The sequence below is a fragment of the Clostridium pasteurianum BC1 genome, assembly GCF_000389635.1.
Classification (GTDB): Bacteria; Bacillota; Clostridia; order Clostridiales; family Clostridiaceae; genus Clostridium_I; species Clostridium_I pasteurianum_A.
On record NC_021182.1, the window covers coordinates 3648712 to 3669871 of the forward strand.

At 30.5% G+C, this 21160-nt stretch carries 17 protein-coding genes; 6 read left to right on the top strand and 11 right to left on the bottom strand.

Annotated elements, in window-relative coordinates; translation table 11 throughout:
• Positions 1 to 170: 170 nt before the first annotated feature.
• Positions 171 to 2753: a RyR domain-containing protein gene (locus CLOPA_RS17215; RefSeq protein ID WP_015616707.1), complete on the top strand. Its 2583-nt coding sequence runs from the start codon at positions 171 to 173 to the stop codon at positions 2751 to 2753.
• Positions 2754 to 3003: 250 nt separating this feature from the next.
• On the opposite strand, the gene CLOPA_RS17220 is transcribed toward CLOPA_RS17215, so the two are convergent.
• The 7 genes from CLOPA_RS17220 to namA all read right to left on the bottom strand — a co-directional run bounded on the left by CLOPA_RS17220 (position 3004) and on the right by namA (position 10107).
• Positions 3004 to 4104, bottom strand: a complete 1101-nt coding sequence (locus CLOPA_RS17220; RefSeq protein ID WP_015616708.1) for an AI-2E family transporter — start codon at positions 4102 to 4104, stop codon at positions 3004 to 3006.
• A gap of 115 nt (positions 4105 to 4219) precedes the next feature.
• Positions 4220 to 4660 carry a MarR family winged helix-turn-helix transcriptional regulator gene (locus CLOPA_RS17225; protein WP_015616709.1) on the bottom strand — a complete coding sequence of 147 codons (441 nt, stop codon included), beginning with the start codon at positions 4658 to 4660 and terminating at the stop codon, positions 4220 to 4222.
• 230 nt (positions 4661 to 4890) lie between these two features.
• Complete coding sequence (locus tag CLOPA_RS17230; RefSeq protein ID WP_015616710.1) at positions 4891 to 6375, bottom strand: arsenic transporter; 1485 nt, start codon at positions 6373 to 6375, stop codon at positions 4891 to 4893.
• A 468-nt stretch (positions 6376 to 6843) separates the two neighbouring features.
• A complete protein-coding gene (locus tag CLOPA_RS17235) occupies positions 6844 to 7341 on the bottom strand; it encodes a ferritin-like domain-containing protein (protein WP_015616711.1) in 498 nt (165 codons plus the stop codon).
• Between the two features lie 62 nt (positions 7342 to 7403).
• Positions 7404 to 8210 carry a Cof-type HAD-IIB family hydrolase gene (locus tag CLOPA_RS17240; protein ID WP_015616712.1) on the bottom strand — a complete coding sequence of 269 codons (807 nt, stop codon included), beginning with the start codon at positions 8208 to 8210 and terminating at the stop codon, positions 7404 to 7406.
• A 251-nt stretch (positions 8211 to 8461) separates the two neighbouring features.
• Positions 8462 to 8980, bottom strand: coding sequence for a nitroreductase family protein (locus CLOPA_RS17245; RefSeq protein ID WP_015616713.1), 519 nt, complete (start codon positions 8978 to 8980; stop codon positions 8462 to 8464).
• 113 nt (positions 8981 to 9093) lie between these two features.
• Positions 9094 to 10107, bottom strand: a complete 1014-nt coding sequence (namA, locus tag CLOPA_RS17250; protein WP_015616714.1) for an NADPH dehydrogenase NamA — start codon at positions 10105 to 10107, stop codon at positions 9094 to 9096.
• Between the two features lie 203 nt (positions 10108 to 10310).
• Here namA and CLOPA_RS17255 point away from each other — a divergent pair, with 203 nt between their 5' ends.
• Together CLOPA_RS17255 and CLOPA_RS17260 are read left to right on the top strand one after the other, a co-directional pair.
• Entirely contained in the window at positions 10311 to 10655 is a 345-nt protein-coding gene (locus tag CLOPA_RS17255) for a winged helix-turn-helix transcriptional regulator (RefSeq protein WP_015616715.1), read from the top strand.
• Positions 10656 to 10898: 243 nt separating this feature from the next.
• A complete protein-coding gene (locus tag CLOPA_RS17260) occupies positions 10899 to 11624 on the top strand; it encodes a DUF3794 domain-containing protein (RefSeq protein ID WP_015616716.1) in 726 nt (241 codons plus the stop codon).
• A gap of 184 nt (positions 11625 to 11808) precedes the next feature.
• On the opposite strand, the gene CLOPA_RS17265 is transcribed toward CLOPA_RS17260, so the two are convergent.
• From CLOPA_RS17265 to CLOPA_RS17275, 3 genes are all read right to left on the bottom strand, one after another.
• Positions 11809 to 12663, bottom strand: a complete 855-nt coding sequence (locus CLOPA_RS17265) for a hypothetical protein (RefSeq protein ID WP_015616717.1) — start codon at positions 12661 to 12663, stop codon at positions 11809 to 11811.
• A gap of 128 nt (positions 12664 to 12791) precedes the next feature.
• The gene (locus CLOPA_RS17270) at positions 12792 to 12971 is read right to left on the bottom strand and encodes a hypothetical protein (RefSeq protein WP_015616718.1); all 180 of its coding nucleotides are present in this window, start codon (positions 12969 to 12971) and stop codon (positions 12792 to 12794) included.
• Between the two features lie 92 nt (positions 12972 to 13063).
• A complete protein-coding gene (locus tag CLOPA_RS17275) occupies positions 13064 to 13243 on the bottom strand; it encodes a hypothetical protein (RefSeq protein ID WP_015616719.1) in 180 nt (59 codons plus the stop codon).
• 296 nt (positions 13244 to 13539) lie between these two features.
• Between CLOPA_RS17275 and CLOPA_RS17280 the strand changes: the two genes are divergently transcribed.
• The 3 genes from CLOPA_RS17280 to CLOPA_RS17290 all read left to right on the top strand — a co-directional run bounded on the left by CLOPA_RS17280 (position 13540) and on the right by CLOPA_RS17290 (position 16182).
• Entirely contained in the window at positions 13540 to 13752 is a 213-nt protein-coding gene (locus CLOPA_RS17280; RefSeq protein ID WP_015616720.1) for a hypothetical protein, read from the top strand.
• Positions 13753 to 13945: 193 nt separating this feature from the next.
• The gene (locus CLOPA_RS17285; protein ID WP_015616721.1) at positions 13946 to 14656 is read left to right on the top strand and encodes an SPOCS domain-containing protein; all 711 of its coding nucleotides are present in this window, start codon (positions 13946 to 13948) and stop codon (positions 14654 to 14656) included.
• Between the two features lie 338 nt (positions 14657 to 14994).
• Positions 14995 to 16182, top strand: coding sequence for a pyridoxal phosphate-dependent aminotransferase (locus CLOPA_RS17290; protein ID WP_015616722.1), 1188 nt, complete (start codon positions 14995 to 14997; stop codon positions 16180 to 16182).
• A gap of 150 nt (positions 16183 to 16332) precedes the next feature.
• Here the strand turns inward: CLOPA_RS17290 and CLOPA_RS17295 are convergent, their stop codons facing one another.
• Positions 16333 to 20940, bottom strand: a complete 4608-nt coding sequence (locus CLOPA_RS17295; protein ID WP_015616723.1) for a 5'-nucleotidase C-terminal domain-containing protein — start codon at positions 20938 to 20940, stop codon at positions 16333 to 16335.
• Between the last annotated feature and the right edge of the window lie 220 nt (positions 20941 to 21160).

A 21160-nucleotide genomic window follows, 5' to 3' on the forward strand; every position in this document is an offset into this window, starting at 1 on the left:
TAACTTATTTTCATGAAATAATTCATAAATTTATATTAATTGTTTAACTTTTTTAAATTTTTATAATTGAATTTAAATTATATCAATGATTCCATAGGTTATTTAAAATACCATTTTTATAATTATTTTACCTAATCAATTATGATACTTATAACAGGAGGGTACCAATTATGGATGATAAAAATATAAAAATTGTTGTGTCTGGAGACATTTGCATAAATCTATTACAATGGAAAACTAATAGCTGCGTTGGGAATCTAAACTGGCAATCTTATCCTTATGTACATAGTGATTTAAAACCAGGAGAAGCACTACTTTTATCAAAGCTTATAGCTTCTGCAACAAATTTACCTATAATATCCCCTGAAATAGACTATTCAAATAGACTTTTTCCAGAGGAAATGCTACATTCTACTTCAGAACTAGGACTCTTCTCTGTAAGTGGCAATAAAAGTGATAAAGATAAAGTATATAGAATAAAAAACTTTTTGGGTTATTCAGGTCCCTGTTCTGAAATACCTAAATTACTCCCAATAGTTAATGACGATGAAAATGCCGATTTGGTTATATTAGATGATGAGGACAATGGTTTTAATTCCAGCGAAGAATTTTGGCCCTTAGCTCTAAAATCACCCAATAAAAAACCTGTAGTCATATATAAAATGAACAATCCTATAGGTTCTAATAGCCTTTGGAAGCATTTAGAAGAATTTCATATTGAAAATACTATAGTGGTGATAAATGCTGATGATTTACGTTCAAAGGGTGTCAACATAAGTAGAAGTCTTTCCTGGGAAAGAACAGCTCTTGATTTTATTTGGCAGCTTAATAATAATCCAAGTCTTTCTTTTCTCGCAAAATGTCATCACCTTATTGTACCTTTTGGCCTTGAAGGTGCTATACATTATAGAAATGATGGAACCTCTGAATCCCGTTTATATTTCCTCACAAATGAATTTGAAGGGGATTTTATTAAAGATAGTCAGGGCAGCATGTATGGACTTTTATCCTGTTTTACAGCAGGACTTGCTCATAATATTGTTTTTGGAATATTAAATGATGAGAATTTAAATGAATCCATAAGCGAAGGCATACGGGAAGGTATTGTATATTCTCAGAAATATTTTATTCATGGTTTTGGAAAAAATCCTGAGGCAGAAGTCTGTCCAAATTCTGATATATTTGCAGAAGGAGAAAATGATTTTATATATAAAGAACAAATACAGGATGTGGTAATACGTAACTCCAACAATCCAAACTGCAGAGCTTGCTGGTATATTATTAAAGATAAAAGTTCTATTAATTTGGCCGAAATAGCCTATGATATAGTTAAAAATGGTGAGGAAAGTGCCCTAAAATTTATACCAATAGCTCGATTCGGTAATTTAAAAACCGTTGATAGAACAGAAATTGAAAGTTATAGAAGTATTAAAAATCTTATGCTGGAATATATCTCTACCAAAAATACTGTTCGTCCACTTTCCATTGCTGTATTTGGTACCCCTGGATCTGGAAAATCTTTTGGTGTAACAGAAGTGGCTTCCAGTATTGCTCCTGGATTAATTAAAAAAATAAATTTCAATCTATCTCAGCTGCAGACATTAGAAGATTTAAACAATGCCTTCCATAAAGTTAGAGATCTTTCTCTAGAAGGTAAACTGCCCTTAGTATTTTTTGATGAATTTGACTCCAGTTTTGCCACAAAGCTAGGGTGGCTAAAGTACTTCCTAGCTCCAATGCAGGATGGTGTATTTAGAGAAGGTGATTCTATTCATCCTATTGGAAAGGCTATCTTCGTGTTTGCTGGTGGAACAAGCAGTACCTTTGAACAGTTCTGTGGTGAAGAAATCGAAGATGAAAAAGAACAAAAATATTTTATGAGGGAATTTCAAAGCGCTAAAGGACCTGACTTTATAAGTCGTTTAAGGGGCTATGTAAATATTCTAGGTCCTAATCAGACAGATGAAAATTGGGATCAGCTATTTATTGTTCGTAGAGCCATGTTATTGCGTTCCTTAATAGAACGTAAAGTTCCACATCTTATAAATGGAAAAGGCGAGGCTCAAATAGATAACGGTGTACTTAGAGCTATGCTAAAGGTTGCAAGATATAAACATGAGTCACGTTCCATGGAGGCTATCATGGAAATGAGCATGCTGACCAATGCAAAAAAATGGGAACAATCCTATTTACCTTCAAAAGAACAGCTTAAACTCCACGTGGATGAGGAACAATTTTCAAGACATTTAATGCAAGATGCATTTTTTAGTGAAAAGATCGAAACGCTTGCAATGAACACTTATCAAAAACATGAAATGTTAAAAGCTGACAATGATCATAAAGTTCCCTCCAAATTATGGAATAATATTGATGATGATATCAGGAACACCAGTATAGATCAAATAAAACACATACCTGATGCACTGCATCGAATTAATTATGATATAGTTTCTGTTAAGGAAAAAGCAAGTGTCATTAAGTTTACAGTAAAAGAATTAAATACCTTGGGTGCTTACGAACATAAGCGTTGGTGTCTTCAGAAAAAAGAGGCTGGTTGGGTCTATGGAAAAGAAAAGAATTCCAATTCAAAAACTCACCCATCTCTTGTAGCGTGGGAAATACTACCTGAAGATAGAAAAAGAAGAGTAATTGATACTGTTAAGTTTTGGCCAGAAATATTGGCAGATGCAAATTTCAAAATAGAGAAATTAAAGTCTTTATGCTATTGTGAAGTTCATGGATTGTTAGATTAAATCCTAAAATAAATGAGCAGCTTTTATACCGCTGCTCATTTTTTATATTTATATTAATATACAACAGAAATCCCTCTTTAGCTGATAAGTTTTCATATTTTAATTATATATTAAAGCCAAAACAAATTACAAGCTTTTAGACTACAACCATACCCAAAGCACTTATTCTATAATTTGAATCAACTTTTATGTTTTCAAATTAATTATTAAGAGTAATTCTTGTAAAAAATATTATACTAAAGTGCTAATGTTAGTTAGCCTTCTTGTAGGCTATCTTTTTTAAGATAATAATTGTATTTTTTATTATTGCATAAATTGGCACTACTGCAAAAGCTGCAAAGGGTCCCGCAATGGAAATCGCTGAAATCACTAAAAATATATCCGTCAAGGGATGAATATTCATACTTTTTGACATTATAGCAGGAACAACTATTCTGCCCTTTAATGTCTGAACTATTATAAAAACAACTATAAGCTTTATTATCATGGATAATCCCATACTTAAGGCTATAATTACCGGAATTATCATAGATATGAAAAATCCAATAAAAGGTATAAATGCAAGAACAAAAGTTATACTTGAAAGCAACATTGCATTTGGCATTTTTATTATTATATAACCTATAAATATCATTATTGACAGTGATAGAGCAACCTTCGCCTGACCTGTAACATAATGACTTAATACATCATCACAATTGTCACATATCCTGTCTGAAGTATCCCTATACTTTTCAGGTATAAAAGTTAATAGTTTTTCCTTAAATTTATGACCATCCTTAAGCATGTAAAAAACTATAACAATTATAAGAAGAACCATAGAAAAGGCATTCATAAAATAGCTTATAATTCGTTTAAAATTATATCCTATTCCTTGAATGTAATGCTTAACCATTAGTGTTGCCAAACTATATATTTCCTCTACATTTATAAAATTATTAACCCAATTTATAATTCCATCAATATTCTTCCTATCATTTATTATCTGCCAAAGTTTACTACTAATTTGCTGGAACTGCTCATAAGCATAATTGCTGAAATAATAAAATACTCCACTTAAAACAAATGCAAAAATAATCAAAGTAAGAATACTTGATCTTCCATAACCCAGTCCCTTTTTAATGAAAATATTATTTAAAGGCCTTATAATATAATATATAAGTATTGAAACAAATAATGGAATTAAAAAAGCTTTATCTACAACACCTATAATTTTTCTTATAGCGGCCATCTTTCCTAAAAAATTGAAGGCTAATAGTGTAAGGTTTATAATTATTAAATAATAAATTATATTTTTTTTCACTTTATCACTTCCTAAAGCTTTAGTAACTACTAAACTTATTTTTAACATAAAAAAAAAAATAATCCCTGCTTTATTAAATTAATATCTAAAAGAAACAACAAATAATAATGCTAATACACTGATTAATTATTTCTTTAGAAATCTTTTAAAGCAAAGATTATTTTTATCCAAGTTTTTTAGTTATACTATAAATATCATCAATAGCTTTTAATAAGGTATTCACTTCATCTTGATCAAATACTTCCATTCTCTTTTTTAGTGCTTCAGTTATCTCAGCCTTTGAATCATTTAAAAAATTATAACCCCTTTCTGAAAGTCTAACATTAATTATCCTTCTGTCCTTTTCATTAGTCATTCTTTCAACTAATTCATTATCAATAAGTTTGTCTACCATAGGCGTTAATTGCTGCTTTGATATACACATTTTATTAGATAATTCTGACATAGTCAGTATTTCATCATTCTTCATAATAAATAAGGCATTATACTGCAATATACTAAGGCTAGGCTTTATTTCAAGCTCTAAAGGCCTTATAAGTCTTTTTTCTAATGTTGGAAGCAATAAAAGAAGCTTATCAACTACTTCTGCTAGACTATTTTCCAATGACTATCACCTCACTATTACAATTATACTTCATATAGATAAAAAAATAAATCATATATATATTGGAAAATTATGGTTATTATGACAACTTAATTTATAGTTTATATATTAATATCAGTCAATAATTATATTAACCACGTTAAGATATAAAATTGACAAAGTTCTAAATAATATAGGATTTAAAAATAAAATCAAGTTTTAATTTTATTTTTAAAATCCTATATAATTTTTCATCTAAAAAACACTGTTTGCACCCAAAGGTACAATAATCCAATAGTTAATATTACAGTTGCCGGTATAACTATTATTGTAACTTTTAAATATTCCATCCATGATATCTTTATATTATTCTTCTTTAATATAAACATCCACATCAAAGATGCTAATGTTCCAATGGGAAGGAGAAGAGATCCAACATCGCTGCCAATAATAGTAACTAAATAAATCATTTGTAAATTATTTAAACTTAAATTCATACTAGTTAGAGTAATTGTAACAATCATTAATGCGGGGTGATTATTAAACAAATTGGATAGTAGTGAAGTAAGTCCACTCATCATAAAGCTTGCTGCAAATAAATGTTGTTTTATAATTGGTTCACAAAATCTGGCAAGAAAATCTGTTAATCCAATGTTGTGAAGACCATATATAATAACGTACATAGAGAAAGCAAACACTAATATATCCCATGGAGTCTTTTTCAATACATCTCCTGGCTTTATTCCTAAATAAATCCATCTCCACAGTAATAAAATTGTTGAAGCAATTATAGCAACAAATTGGATTGGTATACCAAAATAAGATGCAACAAATATTAAACATCGAATCGAAAACACAAATGCCAAAATTTTCAATACAAAACTTGTCCTTTTTTTATCTGTATCAAAAGAAAGTCTACCAAGTTTTACACCTTTTGCTTTATTTTCCTTAACATTAGATTGTCCGGTTCCAGTATGCTTAGGTAGCTTGGGTGGCTCAGAATAATGAATGGTACTTTTTAACACTTCATCCTCTAATCCAGCTATTTCTGTTGGAATTTTATTTGGTAGTTTCTTCTTTAACAGAAAGAACATTAAAACTGACATAAAAATCAATCCAATTGTACAGGGTACAAACATCATAGCAGTGTGCATATATAAAGTCATATGGACAATGTTTAATGCAATTAAATTTGTAATATTACTTACTCCTATTGGAGCACTTGAAGCTGTAGCGATTAATGCTCCGCTTAATAAATAAGGTATTTGATCACGAGATTTTAATTCCATTTTTCTCAGTAATAATATCAAAATAGGCGTAGTAATTAATATGCTTCCATCATTATTAAAAAGTAATGTCATTAAAAAGCAGAATATTTGAATATTCCAATACAGTCTATAGCCAGATCCTTTTGATAGATGTGCTAACTTAACTGCTATAAATCTAAAGAACCCAATACTCTCCAAAACCACGGACATTACTATAGTTGCAATAATAGTAAGAGAAGCCCCACCTATCTTATCATTAATATCCATAATATTTGCATAGGATACACCACCTGTTAATATGACTGCAATGGCACCAATGGCAGCTGGATAGGCTTCTTTCATATCTTTTGGTCTTATAAAAATCACTATCATCGTCAGTAAAAATATACAAATCATAGTTATGCTTCTATATTCTTGTGCTATAAACATCATCCATATACTGTTGAATGCTGCTATAGAATTTAACACAAATATCAACCTCCCATTAAAATTATCCACTATAGACTACATTCTCCTGATTTATATTATGATGTAAAATTTATTTAGCTACTCCCATATGACTTAATTTGATAATATATTTATAGACAAAAAAACCCATCTCTAATGCATATCAATGCATTTTAAGACAGACTTATATTAATTTATCCGATGACTACCCACTCTAATACTCCCATCGCACTCTGTGAAAGCGATTCACAGAAAATCGAAGATTTTTGTTCTCTGCTTGCACTCTGTGAAAGCGATTCACAGAAAATCGAAGATTTTTGTTCTCTGCTTTTCTTCAAGTGGGAGTAAAGAGTGGCTACGTCTCTGGATAACGACTTCTAAGCATCAAATAGAATAAAAACTCCACCTGATGCCAAGAATTCTGTTTATATATAATTTTTAATTCAAGTATTTTTTAATTATCCGATCTTTTAACTACATATTTTTAAATTATTTACACAATAAACTCTTAAAAATCTTTATATGCAATTGCTCATCCAAAATTATCCTTGCAAGCAAATCTTTAATACACCTGTTATGAAGTTTTTCAATATGCATTCTATATTGCTCTATTGCTTTGCATTCACCTTTTATGGCAAGCTTTATTCTATCTTTAGTACAATGTCCATATGGTACACAATCACTGCACCAGATTTCACAGCTGCCGCTGCGAAATTTAGGTTTAACCCCTAACTGACAGATAACATTTGCTAGCATACTAAGATGAGACATTTCTACCATAGCTATACATAAAAAAACATCTGCTACATATTTACTTCCAGCTAGTTCATGAGCATATATATATTGTGATATTGTAGTATATTCACTTGTACAGCATGATGCGTAATCATCTAAAAGTAATGCAGCATCATGTTTGTCTTTTTTACATATTTTTACGGAAGGATAAGGTAAATTCACTCTACAATATGAACTATTACTAGAATCCACTAAGCACACCTCCTATCCTAATACTATAGTATTTAAGATAGCTATTACATGTACTAAGTAATTTATACTAAATTTTTTTCAATCCACTTTACTATATATTCTATAGGATGTTCATCATTTGAAGGACAAGTGTATTTTACTATATCCAATACTCTTTTATTGCCATTTGCAACGCAAAATCCATACTTAGCCTCATAAAGTAATTCTATATCATTCATATTGTCTCCTACTGCAGCAGTTTTTTTTAAGTCAATATTTAAAACCCTACACAACTTCACTAGGCCATATCCCTTAGATGTATTCTCTGGAATTATTTCTAAATAATTTTCTCCGCTTCTTATTAAATTTACACTGCCAAAAGTATCTATAAAGCTTTCTTCAAGAATATCAAGCTGTTTTTCTTCTCCAAGTATTAATACTTTAGTCCAATTTTTTTCCCATATATCCTTAATATCATAATAGACCTCATAGCCTTTTTTAGAAAATCTCTCAGTAAATCTACATGGATTATAGATATATACATTTTCTTCGCAATAGATTTCAAGTCCAAGAGAGCTATCTTTGAGTTTCACTTTTTCAATTACACCCTTTACTGACTCCTCTAAAGACAATTCATAGAGAGTTTCTTGTCTTTTATAATCGTAAAGTTTTGCTCCATTATATAGTATTATTGGGGCATTCACTGACAGTTGATTTAGATATCTCCCAGCAGATTCCATAGTTCTACCTGTAGCAATTGTAAATATACCGCCTTTATCTACAAATTTATTTATTGCATTAACATTTTCCTTTGATATTTCTGCTTTACTGTTTATAAGTGTCCCATCCATATCTGAAATCAATAAATATCCTTTAAATTTTGTATCCATAAATTCTCCATTTCCATTTAGTAATATCAATAAAATAGCTAAATTAATTATTGTTTTGAGTATTCATTTCAAAATGTGTTTAACATATAATAACTGTTATACTAAAATTATATAGTAAATTAAAGTTATGGTGAATAAAAAACACTATCAAAATATATTGAAATCCAATAATTTGATAGTGCTAATTTTTAAATACATCTATAATTATTTACACAAATTTATAATTATTACCAAAATAGCATTGAAAACAACTAAAAAGACTCTTTAACTACTATTTTTTCTAAAGGCTTCCTGGCAACATCGTGTCTATCTGGAGAAGCAGGTTCTCCTGCAGCATAGCCAATACCTATTATATTTACCGCTTCTACATTATCTGGTATATTAAACTCTTCTCTTATTATTTTAGGATCAAAATAGCATACCCATATAGTCCCAAGGCCCAATTCAGTGGCTTGAAGTACCATGTGAGTTGAAATTATTGAAACATCGGTTTCTGCAATATCCTTGTTATCAAAAGGTCTTTTCCAGCTTACATCATGATCTTCACACACAATAATAGCTGTTGGTGCTCCATAGACATTTGCACCCTTTTTAAGTTTTGCAAGCCCTTCTTCCTTTGTTATTACAATAAGTTTTTGTGGCTGTGTATTAGCCCCTGTTGGAGCAATTCTGCCTGCTTCGAGTATTTTTTCAAGCTTTTCTTCTTCAACTTTCTTATTTTCGTATTTACGTACTGAATAACGAGTCTTAGCTAATTGTAAAAAATCCATTTTAATCATCTCCTCAAAATATATATTTAATGCACTTTCTATACTATAATCATACCATTCTTGAAATTTAATGAAACTAGAAACTTTTCCATTCAATAAAATAATTATATTTATTAAAAAGCACGTTTATACTGTACAGGTAAATCTATTTCTATACCTTTAGCCTTAGCAGCATTTAATACCCAATAAGGATTCCTGAGTAGTTCTCTACCAAGAGCAACCAAATCTGCTCTTTTATTTGATAATATTTCCTCTACCATATTTATATCGGTTATAAGTCCAACAGCTATAGTGGATATTTCACAATGCTCTTTAATAAGCTCTGCTAATTTGATCTGATATCCAGGGTATGCCTTTATATCAGCTGGAACTAGGCCACCAGAGCTTACATGTACTATATCAATATATGGCTTTACTATATCGATAATTTTAACCATTTCTTCTCCAGTAATTCCACCTATTTTATAGTCTTCAGCTGAAACTCTCAGTGATATTGCCTTTTCCTTAGGCCATACTTCACTTATAGCTTCAAGTACCTCTTTAAGAAATCTGGTTCTATTCTCAGTACTTCCTCCATATTCATCTGTTCTTATATTAGAAAGAGGTGATAAAAATTCATCTATTAAATATCCATGGGCTCCATGTATTTCTATGCCATCAAATCCTGCTTTGTCAGCCCTTATAGCTGCTGCTTTAAAAGCTAATACAATTTCTTTTATGCCATCTTTCGTAAGTTCTCTTGGTATTTTACTCTTTTCATCAAAAGCTATAGCGCTAGGTGCCAGAACCTCTCCTGAACTACCCACATATTTTCTTCCACCATGATTTAATTGAATAGCAATAGCTGTACCATATTTTTTAACTGAATTAACTATGTTGCTTAATTTATCTATATGTTCATCATTCCAAATTCCTAAATCATTATCACTTATTCTGCCATTTGTTGTTACTGCCGTGGATTCAACTATTATTAAACCTGCTCCGCCTATTGCTCTTGTAGTATAATGATTATAATGAAAATCATTAGCTTTTCCAGATTCATCAGCTGAATACATATCCATAGGTGGTAGAACAATTCTGTTCTTAAGACGTAAATTTTTCAATACATATTCCTCAAAAGTTTTCAAAATACTATTCCCCCTTTATAAGTCATCTGAAAATAAATAGGCTAACATACGAACTATTCATTTCCTTACAATGCTTAATTCCATTATTGCTTAATTATATTATATTTCTTATAATATAATTTGAAAAGTAGTAATATTTTTTTCACATTATTTCAAAAAAGTAAGTAATATTATTATTCAACACTCCAGGAGGTTTTTTTATTATGTCTGAAATTAAGCTTAATCGTGGTAATTGTTCAGATGAGTGCCCTATAGAATTAGCTATAAATATTATAGGAAGTAAGTGGACTTCATTAATCATTAGGGATTTATTGATAGATAAAACAGTACGTTTTGGTGACTTTTTACGTTCTCTAAAAGGTATTAGTCCCAAAACCTTGTCCCTAAGACTAAGAGAATTAGAAAAGAACAATATAGTTACAAGAGTAGTTTATCCTGAAGTTCCTCCTCATGTTGAATACAGTTTAACAAATAAAGGGCAAGCTTTGGAATCAATATTTCTAGAACTTAAAAAATGGGGAATGTCAATTAAAAGCTCTGATAAATAATAATATTTTTTAATGAAGTTTGTACAATTTCCGTCTCTCCCGAATACTATATACCATAATATGAAATAATCCTTTGTTAATCTAAATTATTTACTGAAAAATTATTATAGCTCTAGGAATTTTCGTAACATATTGCCTAAAATTTAATAGTATATAGTGAAGAAGTTAATTTTTCTAACTAAGCATATATGTATAATAAGTAAGTATAGTAAAAATTTTCAAATAATATATGGAGGTAGCCATATGGAAACAGATTTAAACCCCCAATGGGTAAGTGCCAATGATGTAACTACAAAAATTGAGCCTGAATTAATTGGAACGGCAACACGTCAAGAGCTAATTGAAAGAGAAATTATCTTTGATGCTCCTAAGAAAGATGTAGTGCTAAAAGTAATTAATATCCTAAACGAAATTGAAATAAAAGATATAAAAGTAGCTGCTGGAAATGTTTTAGTAAGTGGTTACTTAAATAGTTGTATTATGTATACTACTACGAAACGACCACAAGGGGAAAAGAATAACCAAGAAAAAAATAATGAAAATTCAAATAACTCTGAACAAAAAAATGGCTATGTAAGTATTCAAAACAATAAGAATAGTGAAAATAATAAGAATAAGAACAAGAATAAAGAACAAGCTAAACCAAGCTGCGGCGTTGTTGATAACAGCATTGCTTTAGACGGTGTTGTTCGTCATACAACTGTTTGGATACCATTTAAGTCATTTATACCTGCCCTAGAAGTTCAGGAAGGAGATATTTGCACAGTTACAACTTCAGCTGTTTTAGATAACTTGAAATCACTTTCCATAAATCCAGTTTATGAAGATAAAGATGAAGATGAGTATGATGAGGAATCAACTATCTCTGTAACACGTAGTGAAGAAGAAGAACAGAAATTTATAAAAGGAATTGTTAATAAAACCTTAATTGAACTAACTATTGATATAAAAAGATATCCTAAAAATTAATAAAGAGGATGTTTCATTGGCAAAATATGAGACATCCTCTTTTAAAAAGGTATCCTAAAAATTAATAAAAAGGATGTTTCATTGGCAAAATATGAGACATCCTCTTTTAAAATTAAATAAAGAAAAGCTGTACTATTTTATATAAATCTATCTATTTAATAATGACTTAGATTTCATTTAGAATTTAGCAAAAATAGGTAATTTGTTCAGGATTAATGTAATAGGTTTTTGCATCGGATTTTAAAACAATTAAATAGTCATAGTTAAAAATAACTTCTCCTGATATGGCTTGGGTAGAGGTAGTATAAATTGTTAAATACACTCCTTGAAAATTACAGTTTATAAATGCTGCTAGAGGAAACCTTAAAACATTTTTTTTATAGGTGTCTTTATGATTGTATTTCTCTAGACTTTTGTCACAACCATGATCTTTTTTATAATCAGTAATGGTTTTGTCATGACTAATTTCATGTTCGTCTGAAATAATTGCAGCATTACTAACAGGTTCCAATGATGTATCAAATTTATTTTCACTCTTTGATAGTATATTGCTATTCTCTTGTAACTCATCGTAAGTAGTATATTCATTTGGCGCTAATGATGTATTTTCTTTAGTTAAATTTACTGAACAAGAGTCAATGATTTCAGCAGCCTGTGAAAGCTCCTCATCTTGTAACTGGATATTGGGAATACTTGTTTCAAGTGGTATAGTTTCTTTATCCAGTGTTTTTTCTAATAATAAATCTTCACTCTCAGCTACTGCATTAGATTCGATAGGTTTAGTATTTGACTTATAATTATCCTGATTCTCAGTAAGCATATCCTCATACTCTGCTATCCAGTATATAATTTTATTACAATTTATATGGTAAATCATGTTATTGTGTGCTTTTAATATAATAAATTTTTCATTTGAGTTTTTTTCACAATATTCGAATAATTCACAATGAAGTTTCTTATACTTAGAACCACAGTCATAAATAACAGTAATATATTTTCCTATAAATTTATCATAATCATTAAGACAACAATCAGACATTATATAAATCCTCCTAAATAAAATATTAATATATCATAAGTAAAAGAGGTACCATAAAGGTAGCCTCTAAATTGTTTATATTCATTTAAACTTATAGTCATAAAATATTATAACTATAAGATAAAATTTTAATATATACTTTCTATGGCATCAGGATTAACTATTACTATACCCTTTTCAGTTTTGACCTTTAATACCTCTTCATCTTCACCAGTTTTTAGAATAGTTCCTTGTATTTTATTACCACTTTGTGTAACAATAGTTACATTATAACCAAATTCGCCTTCATTTAATTGGCTAATATTCATCAATTCTTCCTCCCCTTACGAATATTGTTATTAATTTAATAAAAAATGTTGTATCTGCAAATAATTGCTTTATAGTTGAATTTATATGAATGTTAATATATGCTTTCAATTGCACTAGTACCAACTATTGTTATTCCATTCTCAGTTTTAAGTTTTATGAAATCAGAATCTTCATCAGTTCTTAAAATTTCGCCTTGTATTTTGTTACCACTCTTTGTTACAATTGTCAAACTTGTTCCAAGATAATTTTCTTCTATTAATTTAATATTCATACTAATATCCTCCTTACAATCTTTAAGAGTCTTTAGTACTCTTACTTATTCTCAACATACATTTAATTGAAAAGATTAGCTTTTTCACTATATATTATTAAATTTTAGGCAATAATGTTACGAAAATTCCTACATCTAAAAATAATTTTTCATTAAATAATTTAGTTGAACATTTTATTGATGAAATTAGTATAATGTATTAAACCTATAACTAGTGCCATTCATCACATTTTAAAAATTCCAACACCTTGAGAGTTGTTTAGCTCATTAATTATAAAAGAAGGGGGGAGAAGTCCATGTCAGAACATTTAGAGGAAAGTGCGGACAAAAAAAAAGATGGTATAGGAAAATATGTTTCGGTAATGATTGAATACGGCCATAAACATTCATACATTAATGGAATATTTTTAGGAGAGACCAGCGAACATTTCATAGTGAAAGATAGTAAAAATAAAGTTGTTTATATTCATAAAAACAAAATAATATGTCATATATTTGAAGAAAATTAGATTTTTATTCAAATATTATCTAGTATAAATTTTATAGCTTTCTTTATGAACATATGAAATTTTCTAAATTAACGATGAACATTTTAAAAATTTCAAACTTGGTGAGGACAACGTAAAGCAATGGGATGACTATAGATATTAGTAAGTAGTGTAAAAAACTTTACACTAACAAGATTATAGAGGAGGCAGATATATGGAAACAAACTTAAATCCACAAGGAGTAAGTGACAATAATACAACTAAAAAATTTGAGCTTAAATCAATTGGAAAAGCAACACGTCAAGATCTAATTGAAAGAGAAATTATCTTTGATGCTCCTAAGAAAGACGCAGTGTTAAAAGTAATTAATATCCAGGATCAAATTGAGATAAAAGATATAAAAGTAACTAGTGGAACTATTTTAGTAAGTGGTTATTTAAATAGTTGTATTATTTATACTACTATGAAAAGACCACAATGGGAAAATAATAGCCAAGAAAAAAACAATGAAAATGCAAATAACTCTGAGAAAAATGGTTATGTAAATATGGGAAATAGTAAGAGTAGCGAAAGTAACAATAACAATAAGAAAAAGAATAATGAAAAAGCTAAACCATGCTGCGGCGTTGTAGATAATAGCATTGCTTTAGATGGTGTTATCCGCCATACAACTGTTTGGATACCATTTAAATCATTTATACCTGTCCCAGAAGTTCAAGAACAAGATATTTGCTCAGTTACATCTTCAGCTGTTTTAAATGACTTGAAATCAATTGCTATGAATCCAATTTATGAAGATGAGTATGATGAGGAATCAACTATCTCTATAATTCGTAGTGAAGAAGAACATAAATTTATAAAAGGAATTGTCAATAAAACCTTAATTGAACTTACTGTTGATATAAAAAGATATGCTGAAAATTAATGAAAAGAATTCAGTAAGTTTCATAACTACTATATCGAAGGCAAACGTTAAAGAACAAACCTTCACTGAAGGCTATAGTGTTTTTATTAAAAATCTCCCTAAAATCTAAATGTTTTTTGTTATTCATCATAATGAATTTATCCACATAGATGTTACATCTTCCTTATGATTGTTTAAATCTTAATTTTATTTTATCAATTAGGTTATCAAAATGTATATTGTTTACATTTATATTTTAACATAAATATGTTAAAATTAGGCACATGAAAAGAAACAACTAATTTGCTTGTTTTTTTCATGTGCCTTAATACTAATTTCTAAAAAGTGAGGTCTTATAGATGATATCAAAAGTTATGATGGACTATGTTGCAAATAGTTCTATTATTAGAGCAATGTTTGAAGAAGGTAAAAGATTATCTTCAATTTATGGTGAAGAAAATGTATTTGATTTTAGCATAGGTAATCCCAATGTAGAACCACCTGAAAGTATAAAAAAAGCTGTAGTAGAAATTTTATCTGAAGAATCTCCCAATTTAGTTCATGGATATATGTCCAACTCTGGCTATGTAGATGTAAGAACTGCTATTTCAAATAATATAAGTAAAAAACATAATATAAAATTAAATGAAGATAACATAATAATGACCTGTGGTGCCGCCGGAGGACTTAATATTCTGTTAAAAACTCTTTTAGATCCGGAAGATGAAGTAATAACTTTTTCTCCATTTTTTGGTGAATATAAAAACTATGTTCACAATTTTAATGGGAAGCTAGTAATTGTCCCTAGTAATCTTGAAACTTTTCAGCCAGATTTAGAAGCTTTTGAAGCAAGTATTACTAACAAAACCAAAGCAGTAATAATAAATTCTCCAAATAACCCTACTGGTGTAATTTATTCAGAGGATACTATAAAACAGCTTGCAGAAATTCTTTATAAAAAACAGACACAATTTAGCAGCAGCATATACTTAATTTCAGATGAGCCCTACAGAGAAATAATATATGATAATGTAAAAGTCCCTTACATACTAAATTACTATAAAAATTCCTTTATTGGATATTCCTTTAGCAAATCCCTTTCTCTTCCTGGTGAAAGAATAGGTTATATTGTTTCTCATAGTGAAATGGATGATTTTCATAATGTGATTCAAGCATTAAATGTAGCTAATAGAATACTTGGATTTGTAAATGCGCCTTCACTATTTCAAAGAGTTATTGGCAAATGTCTTGATTCAGAAGTAGATGTAAATATATATAAAAGAAACAGAGATTTACTATATAATCATCTTATAAAAATAGGTTTTTCCTGTATTAAACCGGAAGGTGCCTTCTATTTATTTCCAAAGTCCTTAATACCAGATGATAAAGAATTTGCAAAAGAGGCAAAGAAATTTAACTTATTAATAGTTCCTGGTTCTACCTTTGGATGTCCAGGACATTTCAGGCTTTCATACTGTATCTCTTATGATAAAATAGAGAGATCTTTACCACAGTTTGATAAGCTTGCAAAGATTTATTTTAAATAATCAATAAAAAATCAGTAAGCAAAATCGTTGTATGCTGCTCAATAATTTTTGTTAATTTTCATGCTGTAGCTTAATTATTTTTAAAAAATCACATAAAAAGACTTCGTCTCCTATTCAAGAAACGAAGTCTTTTATTTTAAGATACCTTAGCTATGCTGCATTATCAGTTCTTTTCCTTCTTTTATCTAGAATAAACAACATTGCTCCCAGTATTACACATAAACTTCCCATACCAACAAGGGCTCCAAAATCTATAGTTTGCCCTGTCTTAGGAAGAGTTGTACTTGCATTTGAAGTTGCTGTAGATGCTACTGCAGTTGTGGATACTGGTGCTGGTTGCTGTTGTACTGGTGTTGGCTGCTGCTGTACCGGTGTTTCTGCCGGTATTAATGAAGCATCAGTAACAAAGTAGTCACTGCAGTGATCTGTAGTATAAGTAATATATCCATCTGAATCAACTTTTATATTACTTTGTACAATATCATAGCTATCCTTATCAGCATAATATCTACAAATGCTAACAACTTTATTTGCCCAGTTCTTACCTATAAATATTTTAACTGCAGACTTTCCAGGTAGTTGCCCTTCGTAATTAAAAGAAAATGAAACAATTGAAGCATTTTTTCCCGTTACAGCTTTTACTCTAGCTGCTTCTTTTGATGTTAAAGCAGTTGGTACTGTCTTCAAAGATAAATCAATGTCACTTGTAACATTTGAAGTTATATCTTTGCCATTAAAGGTCCAGGTTACATTATTTCCTACAAAACTTATCGTCTTATCCTTACCTCTAATTGCATTGAATACATCTTTGCTTACTACAGGTGAAGTTTTAATATCTATGGTAGGAATTTCAGTGTTATTGGTAATTGCATCATTTACAGCACTTATTACTGCTGCTCCATCTTTATTATCTATTGTAGTTGGTGTTTGATCTACATCCTGACTTACAGCAGTAGTATAAACCTTCCAATTGTTTGAAGAGTCTGGTGATATTGTCTTATGATCTTTAATATAACTCATCATTAAACTTCTAACTTGGCCATCATCACCAAGAGCCTTAGCAGAATCATAAGTTACAATACTTGGATCTGTACTACTTAAACCTGCTGCCTTCATGAATCCGCCGCCGCCATTGTATCTGTAATTATTAATTGCCACTGTAAATACATCCGTATCTTTTACTAGCACTCCATTTATCTTTAAATTCTTTATCCTGTTTCCTGATGTAACCCCTCCAGTAGTAGGATCTACTGTGCATGCTGGCTGAGTTAAATCTACATCGTAAGTTGCTCCGTACAATTGATCTAGATTATAATCAGGAATATTCAAAGTTGGATCTTTTACTATTGGATCACTGGAATTAGCTGCCTGCTTGTAGTATCTAACAGAATATTCCATCCAGTTCTTTAGCTGTTTACCGTTCATCTTTACTCCAAACAAGAAATTTTCATATACATATACGGACATGATATCTTTTATAGTTATATCTCCCTTTGGAATATATGCTGCTGAACTTAATGGTGCTGCAATTGACAATTGCGTACCTGCTGCTTCCTTCTGAACCTTATTGATAAGCTCCATTATTGGAGTAGCCTGTGTAGTTTGTCCATCTCCTTTAAATTCTCCTGTTGATGTTCCAAGCTTAGTTTGAATGTAGCCTAAGGTCTGATTCTGATATGGCTGAATTAATTGTACTATTGCTGGATCTTCAGCTATAGTATTATCCATTTTAACATTTTTTGTTGTAAGTCCAGTAAATTTTCCGTCTTTATCTATATTTAAATCTATTTGTGATACATAAGTTCCCCATTTACTTGGCTCTACAACTGGTACAACCTTTCCATCGGGATTTTTTAAACTTGTGTCATTTAATGTGGCATGAGTATGTCCTGCAACTATAGCATCTATTCCAGATACCTGAGTTGCTATTGCTTTTACTTGATTTTCTGGAATTACATCTGATGGACTTTCCTCCCCGCTGTGAGCTGATACTATTACTACATCTGCTCCAGCCTGTCTAACCTTCGGTACCCAAAGCTTAGCTTCATCTACTAAATCATTGAAATGTAATCCAGCATAGTGAGCAGGATCTTCCCAGTTTGGTATACATTTAGTTGTAAGTCCAAGTATACCAACTTTTATTGTCTTTCCATTTACATTAAAATTCTTAATGTAGTATGGATTTACAAAATTAGTATTATCACTTTTGTAAGTATTTGCTGATAATACATTTATATTTTCTTTTTTTGCATCTGAAATTATTCTATTTAGCGTTGTTAGACCATAGTTGAATTCATGATTTCCAAGAGTCCAAGTATCATATTTCATAGCTCCCATTACCTTCATTAGTGGATACTCAGATGTGGTGTCAAGCATATCATAATAATATGAAAGTGGAGTTCCTTGAATTGTGTCTCCGTTGTCTATTAACATAACATTTGGATTTGATGCTCTTACACTATTAACATAAGTGGATACTTTTGCTAACCCCTGTGGAGTTGATGGTGCTTTACCCGCTGCATAATCATAATTAAGTACATTCCCATGTATATCTGAGGTTGCTAACACTGATATAGTAGAACCACCTTGATTGCCACTATTATCACCAGTACTAACCTTATTAACATCTGAAGCTTGACCAACTGTAAGCTCAAATTTTGCTCCATATTGAGATACAGCTGCCACTACATTAATTTTATCTCCTACATTAATTTCGCTTAACGCTGGAACTTTATACATACTTATGCTTCCGGTACTATCCTGAATCATTGAATCAGAACTAGTATCGTAACTCTGAAGTGATGCATTATTTATTTGAACTAATTGTCCTTGAAGTGATGCATTAATGTCACTTATATTAACTACTTTTGGTGTTACAACATTCCCTGTACTTATTGTACTAATACCTGATGCATTCTTTGGAGTTACCTCTAAAAGATTGCTATAAACTGATAAGGGACCTGTAACTTGAATTTTATCTCCTTTTTTAACAGCAGCCTTTGCACTTGAATTATAAACACAAATTCCAGCTGTATTATCTTGAATGAATACATTATTTCCATTGACAGTTGTTACTGTTCCTGTAATTGTTACATTTCCAGATGTTAATTTTCTTGCATCTGCTATGCTCATAGATGTAGCTGAGCCTGATTGAGTCTGTGGCGTAATTCTATTATTCATAGCAAATTTAATAGTGTTATTTGCTCTAATGTCATCAAGAAAAGCATCTCTTGCAAGCTTATGTGTATCAAATAATGTGGCACTAACTGCTGGATCAGTAAATCCTAGAAAACCATCTCCACCTGTCAGTACAAAGTCAGGACCTGCTACCTTTAAAGTTTCGGTATCACTAATAGCTGTTCCATCTTCTCTAGTAATGCTTGTTACTTTGCTTCCATAAGCTTTTGAAGAATCATAAGTGAATTTAATTCCTGAAATCTGAATTCCCTTTCCACCTATTATATTAGCGGAATTTTTAGGATCAGGATAAGTTCCAACTGCCTGCTCTAAAACAGTTTTCAGCTGAGCCTTATTCATAGTTACCGTATCAATTTCATTGTCAAAGGGCATAAATGTGAATACTTGTCCAACCGTTATATCACCTTTGCTGAAATCTGTTCTTAACCCTCCATTATTAGCTACGCCCACATCTGCCTTTGCATAGCTTTTAACCACATCCGATGCCCAGTTTCCAAGTTGAGATTCACCATAGGGCTGCTGATCCTGGGTTCTGCTTAAATCAGTAGGTATATTTCCTATAACCTCATTAAATATTGGCCCTACCTGTGTATTTGCATCACTTACGATTTTTTGTACTTCAGAATCAACTACTGGATTAGTTGCCTTATATCCATTAGCATTATCCAATGCTACATAAGCGGAGGTAGTATTGGGAAAACTAACCTTCATATCAGGTGTTACTGTCATTTTTAAATCTGCATACCCTTTTCCACTGCTGCTGGCATTGATTACTGGTATACCATTTACTATTTTCTGTTCTACCGTATGGGTGTGCCCCCCAAAAACTGCATTTACATTTGTAAGTTTATTAACAATTGTATCAAGTGGACCTTCGCCTTCATGAACCACTGCAATTATAACATCTGCTTGATTCTTATCCTTAAGATCCTTTGCTACAGAATTAATTTCAGTTGCAGCATCTGTGAAATTTTTATCTGCAACATAACCTGGCATTACAATGTTTGGCGTATCATTGGTAATTGCTCCAACAAAAGCAATTCTTACACCATCCTTTGTTATAATCTTGTATGGATCAAATACTCTACTACCATTTGATCCATCTGCATTTTTATTGTACAAATTTGCACAAATAAAATTGAATGAAGCATCTTTCATTGTAGTGTTGATAATTGTGTTAAGTCCCCAATCAAATTCATGATTTCCAAGCTCTGAAAATTCCATACCTATATTACTCATTGCCTGCTGAACTGGGACTCCCTTTAAGGTATTTGAGATTGGTGTGCCTTGAAATAAGTCTCCTCCACCAAAAACTATGGTATCAGGATTTGCTGCCTTAACAGCCTTTACTCTATTAGCCAATACGCCTGCTACAGGTAACGGCGGATTACTTGTGTCTTGAAGTGCTCCATGAAGATCTGTAATTTCAACTAAATCAAAGGTCTTATCTGCTGATGCTGCATAAGCCTTTACTGCAAGTCCATTTGACAAGGTTGAAATTAATAATAAAACTGTAAGAAAAAAAGATATCCACTGCTTGAATTTTAAAGATTTAAACAATACTTAACCCCCTTGTATATTAGTACTTTTGTAAAAATATCAATTGCTAATTTTATGAGAAATTATACAGACTATTATCAGTTATTTCATAGATAATTAACAATTTTCAAGAAAATTTTAACACTTTTACAATAATTAATGTTTATGTAGAAGTTAATATGATGTTAAATTTGTAAAAAAAACCATTTAAAATATGAATATCTCCTAAAATTTATCAAGT

Coding starts and splice junctions, on each gene's coding strand:
- CLOPA_RS17215 (WP_015616707.1), top strand. CDS start 171: ATGGATGATAAAAATATAAAAATTGTTGTGTCTGGAGACATTTGCATA.
- CLOPA_RS17220 (WP_015616708.1), bottom strand. CDS start 4,104: ATGTTAAAAATAAGTTTAGTAGTTACTAAAGCTTTAGGAAGTGATAAA.
- CLOPA_RS17240 (WP_015616712.1), bottom strand. CDS start 8,210: ATGGATACAAAATTTAAAGGATATTTATTGATTTCAGATATGGATGGG.
- CLOPA_RS17245 (WP_015616713.1), bottom strand. CDS start 8,980: ATGGATTTTTTACAATTAGCTAAGACTCGTTATTCAGTACGTAAATAC.
- CLOPA_RS17255 (WP_015616715.1), top strand. CDS start 10,311: ATGTCTGAAATTAAGCTTAATCGTGGTAATTGTTCAGATGAGTGCCCT.
- CLOPA_RS17260 (WP_015616716.1), top strand. CDS start 10,899: ATGGAAACAGATTTAAACCCCCAATGGGTAAGTGCCAATGATGTAACT.
- CLOPA_RS17265 (WP_015616717.1), bottom strand. CDS start 12,663: ATGTCTGATTGTTGTCTTAATGATTATGATAAATTTATAGGAAAATAT.
- CLOPA_RS17270 (WP_015616718.1), bottom strand. CDS start 12,971: ATGAATATTAGCCAATTAAATGAAGGCGAATTTGGTTATAATGTAACT.
- CLOPA_RS17275 (WP_015616719.1), bottom strand. CDS start 13,243: ATGAATATTAAATTAATAGAAGAAAATTATCTTGGAACAAGTTTGACA.
- CLOPA_RS17280 (WP_015616720.1), top strand. CDS start 13,540: ATGTCAGAACATTTAGAGGAAAGTGCGGACAAAAAAAAAGATGGTATA.
- CLOPA_RS17285 (WP_015616721.1), top strand. CDS start 13,946: ATGGAAACAAACTTAAATCCACAAGGAGTAAGTGACAATAATACAACT.
- CLOPA_RS17290 (WP_015616722.1), top strand. CDS start 14,995: ATGATATCAAAAGTTATGATGGACTATGTTGCAAATAGTTCTATTATT.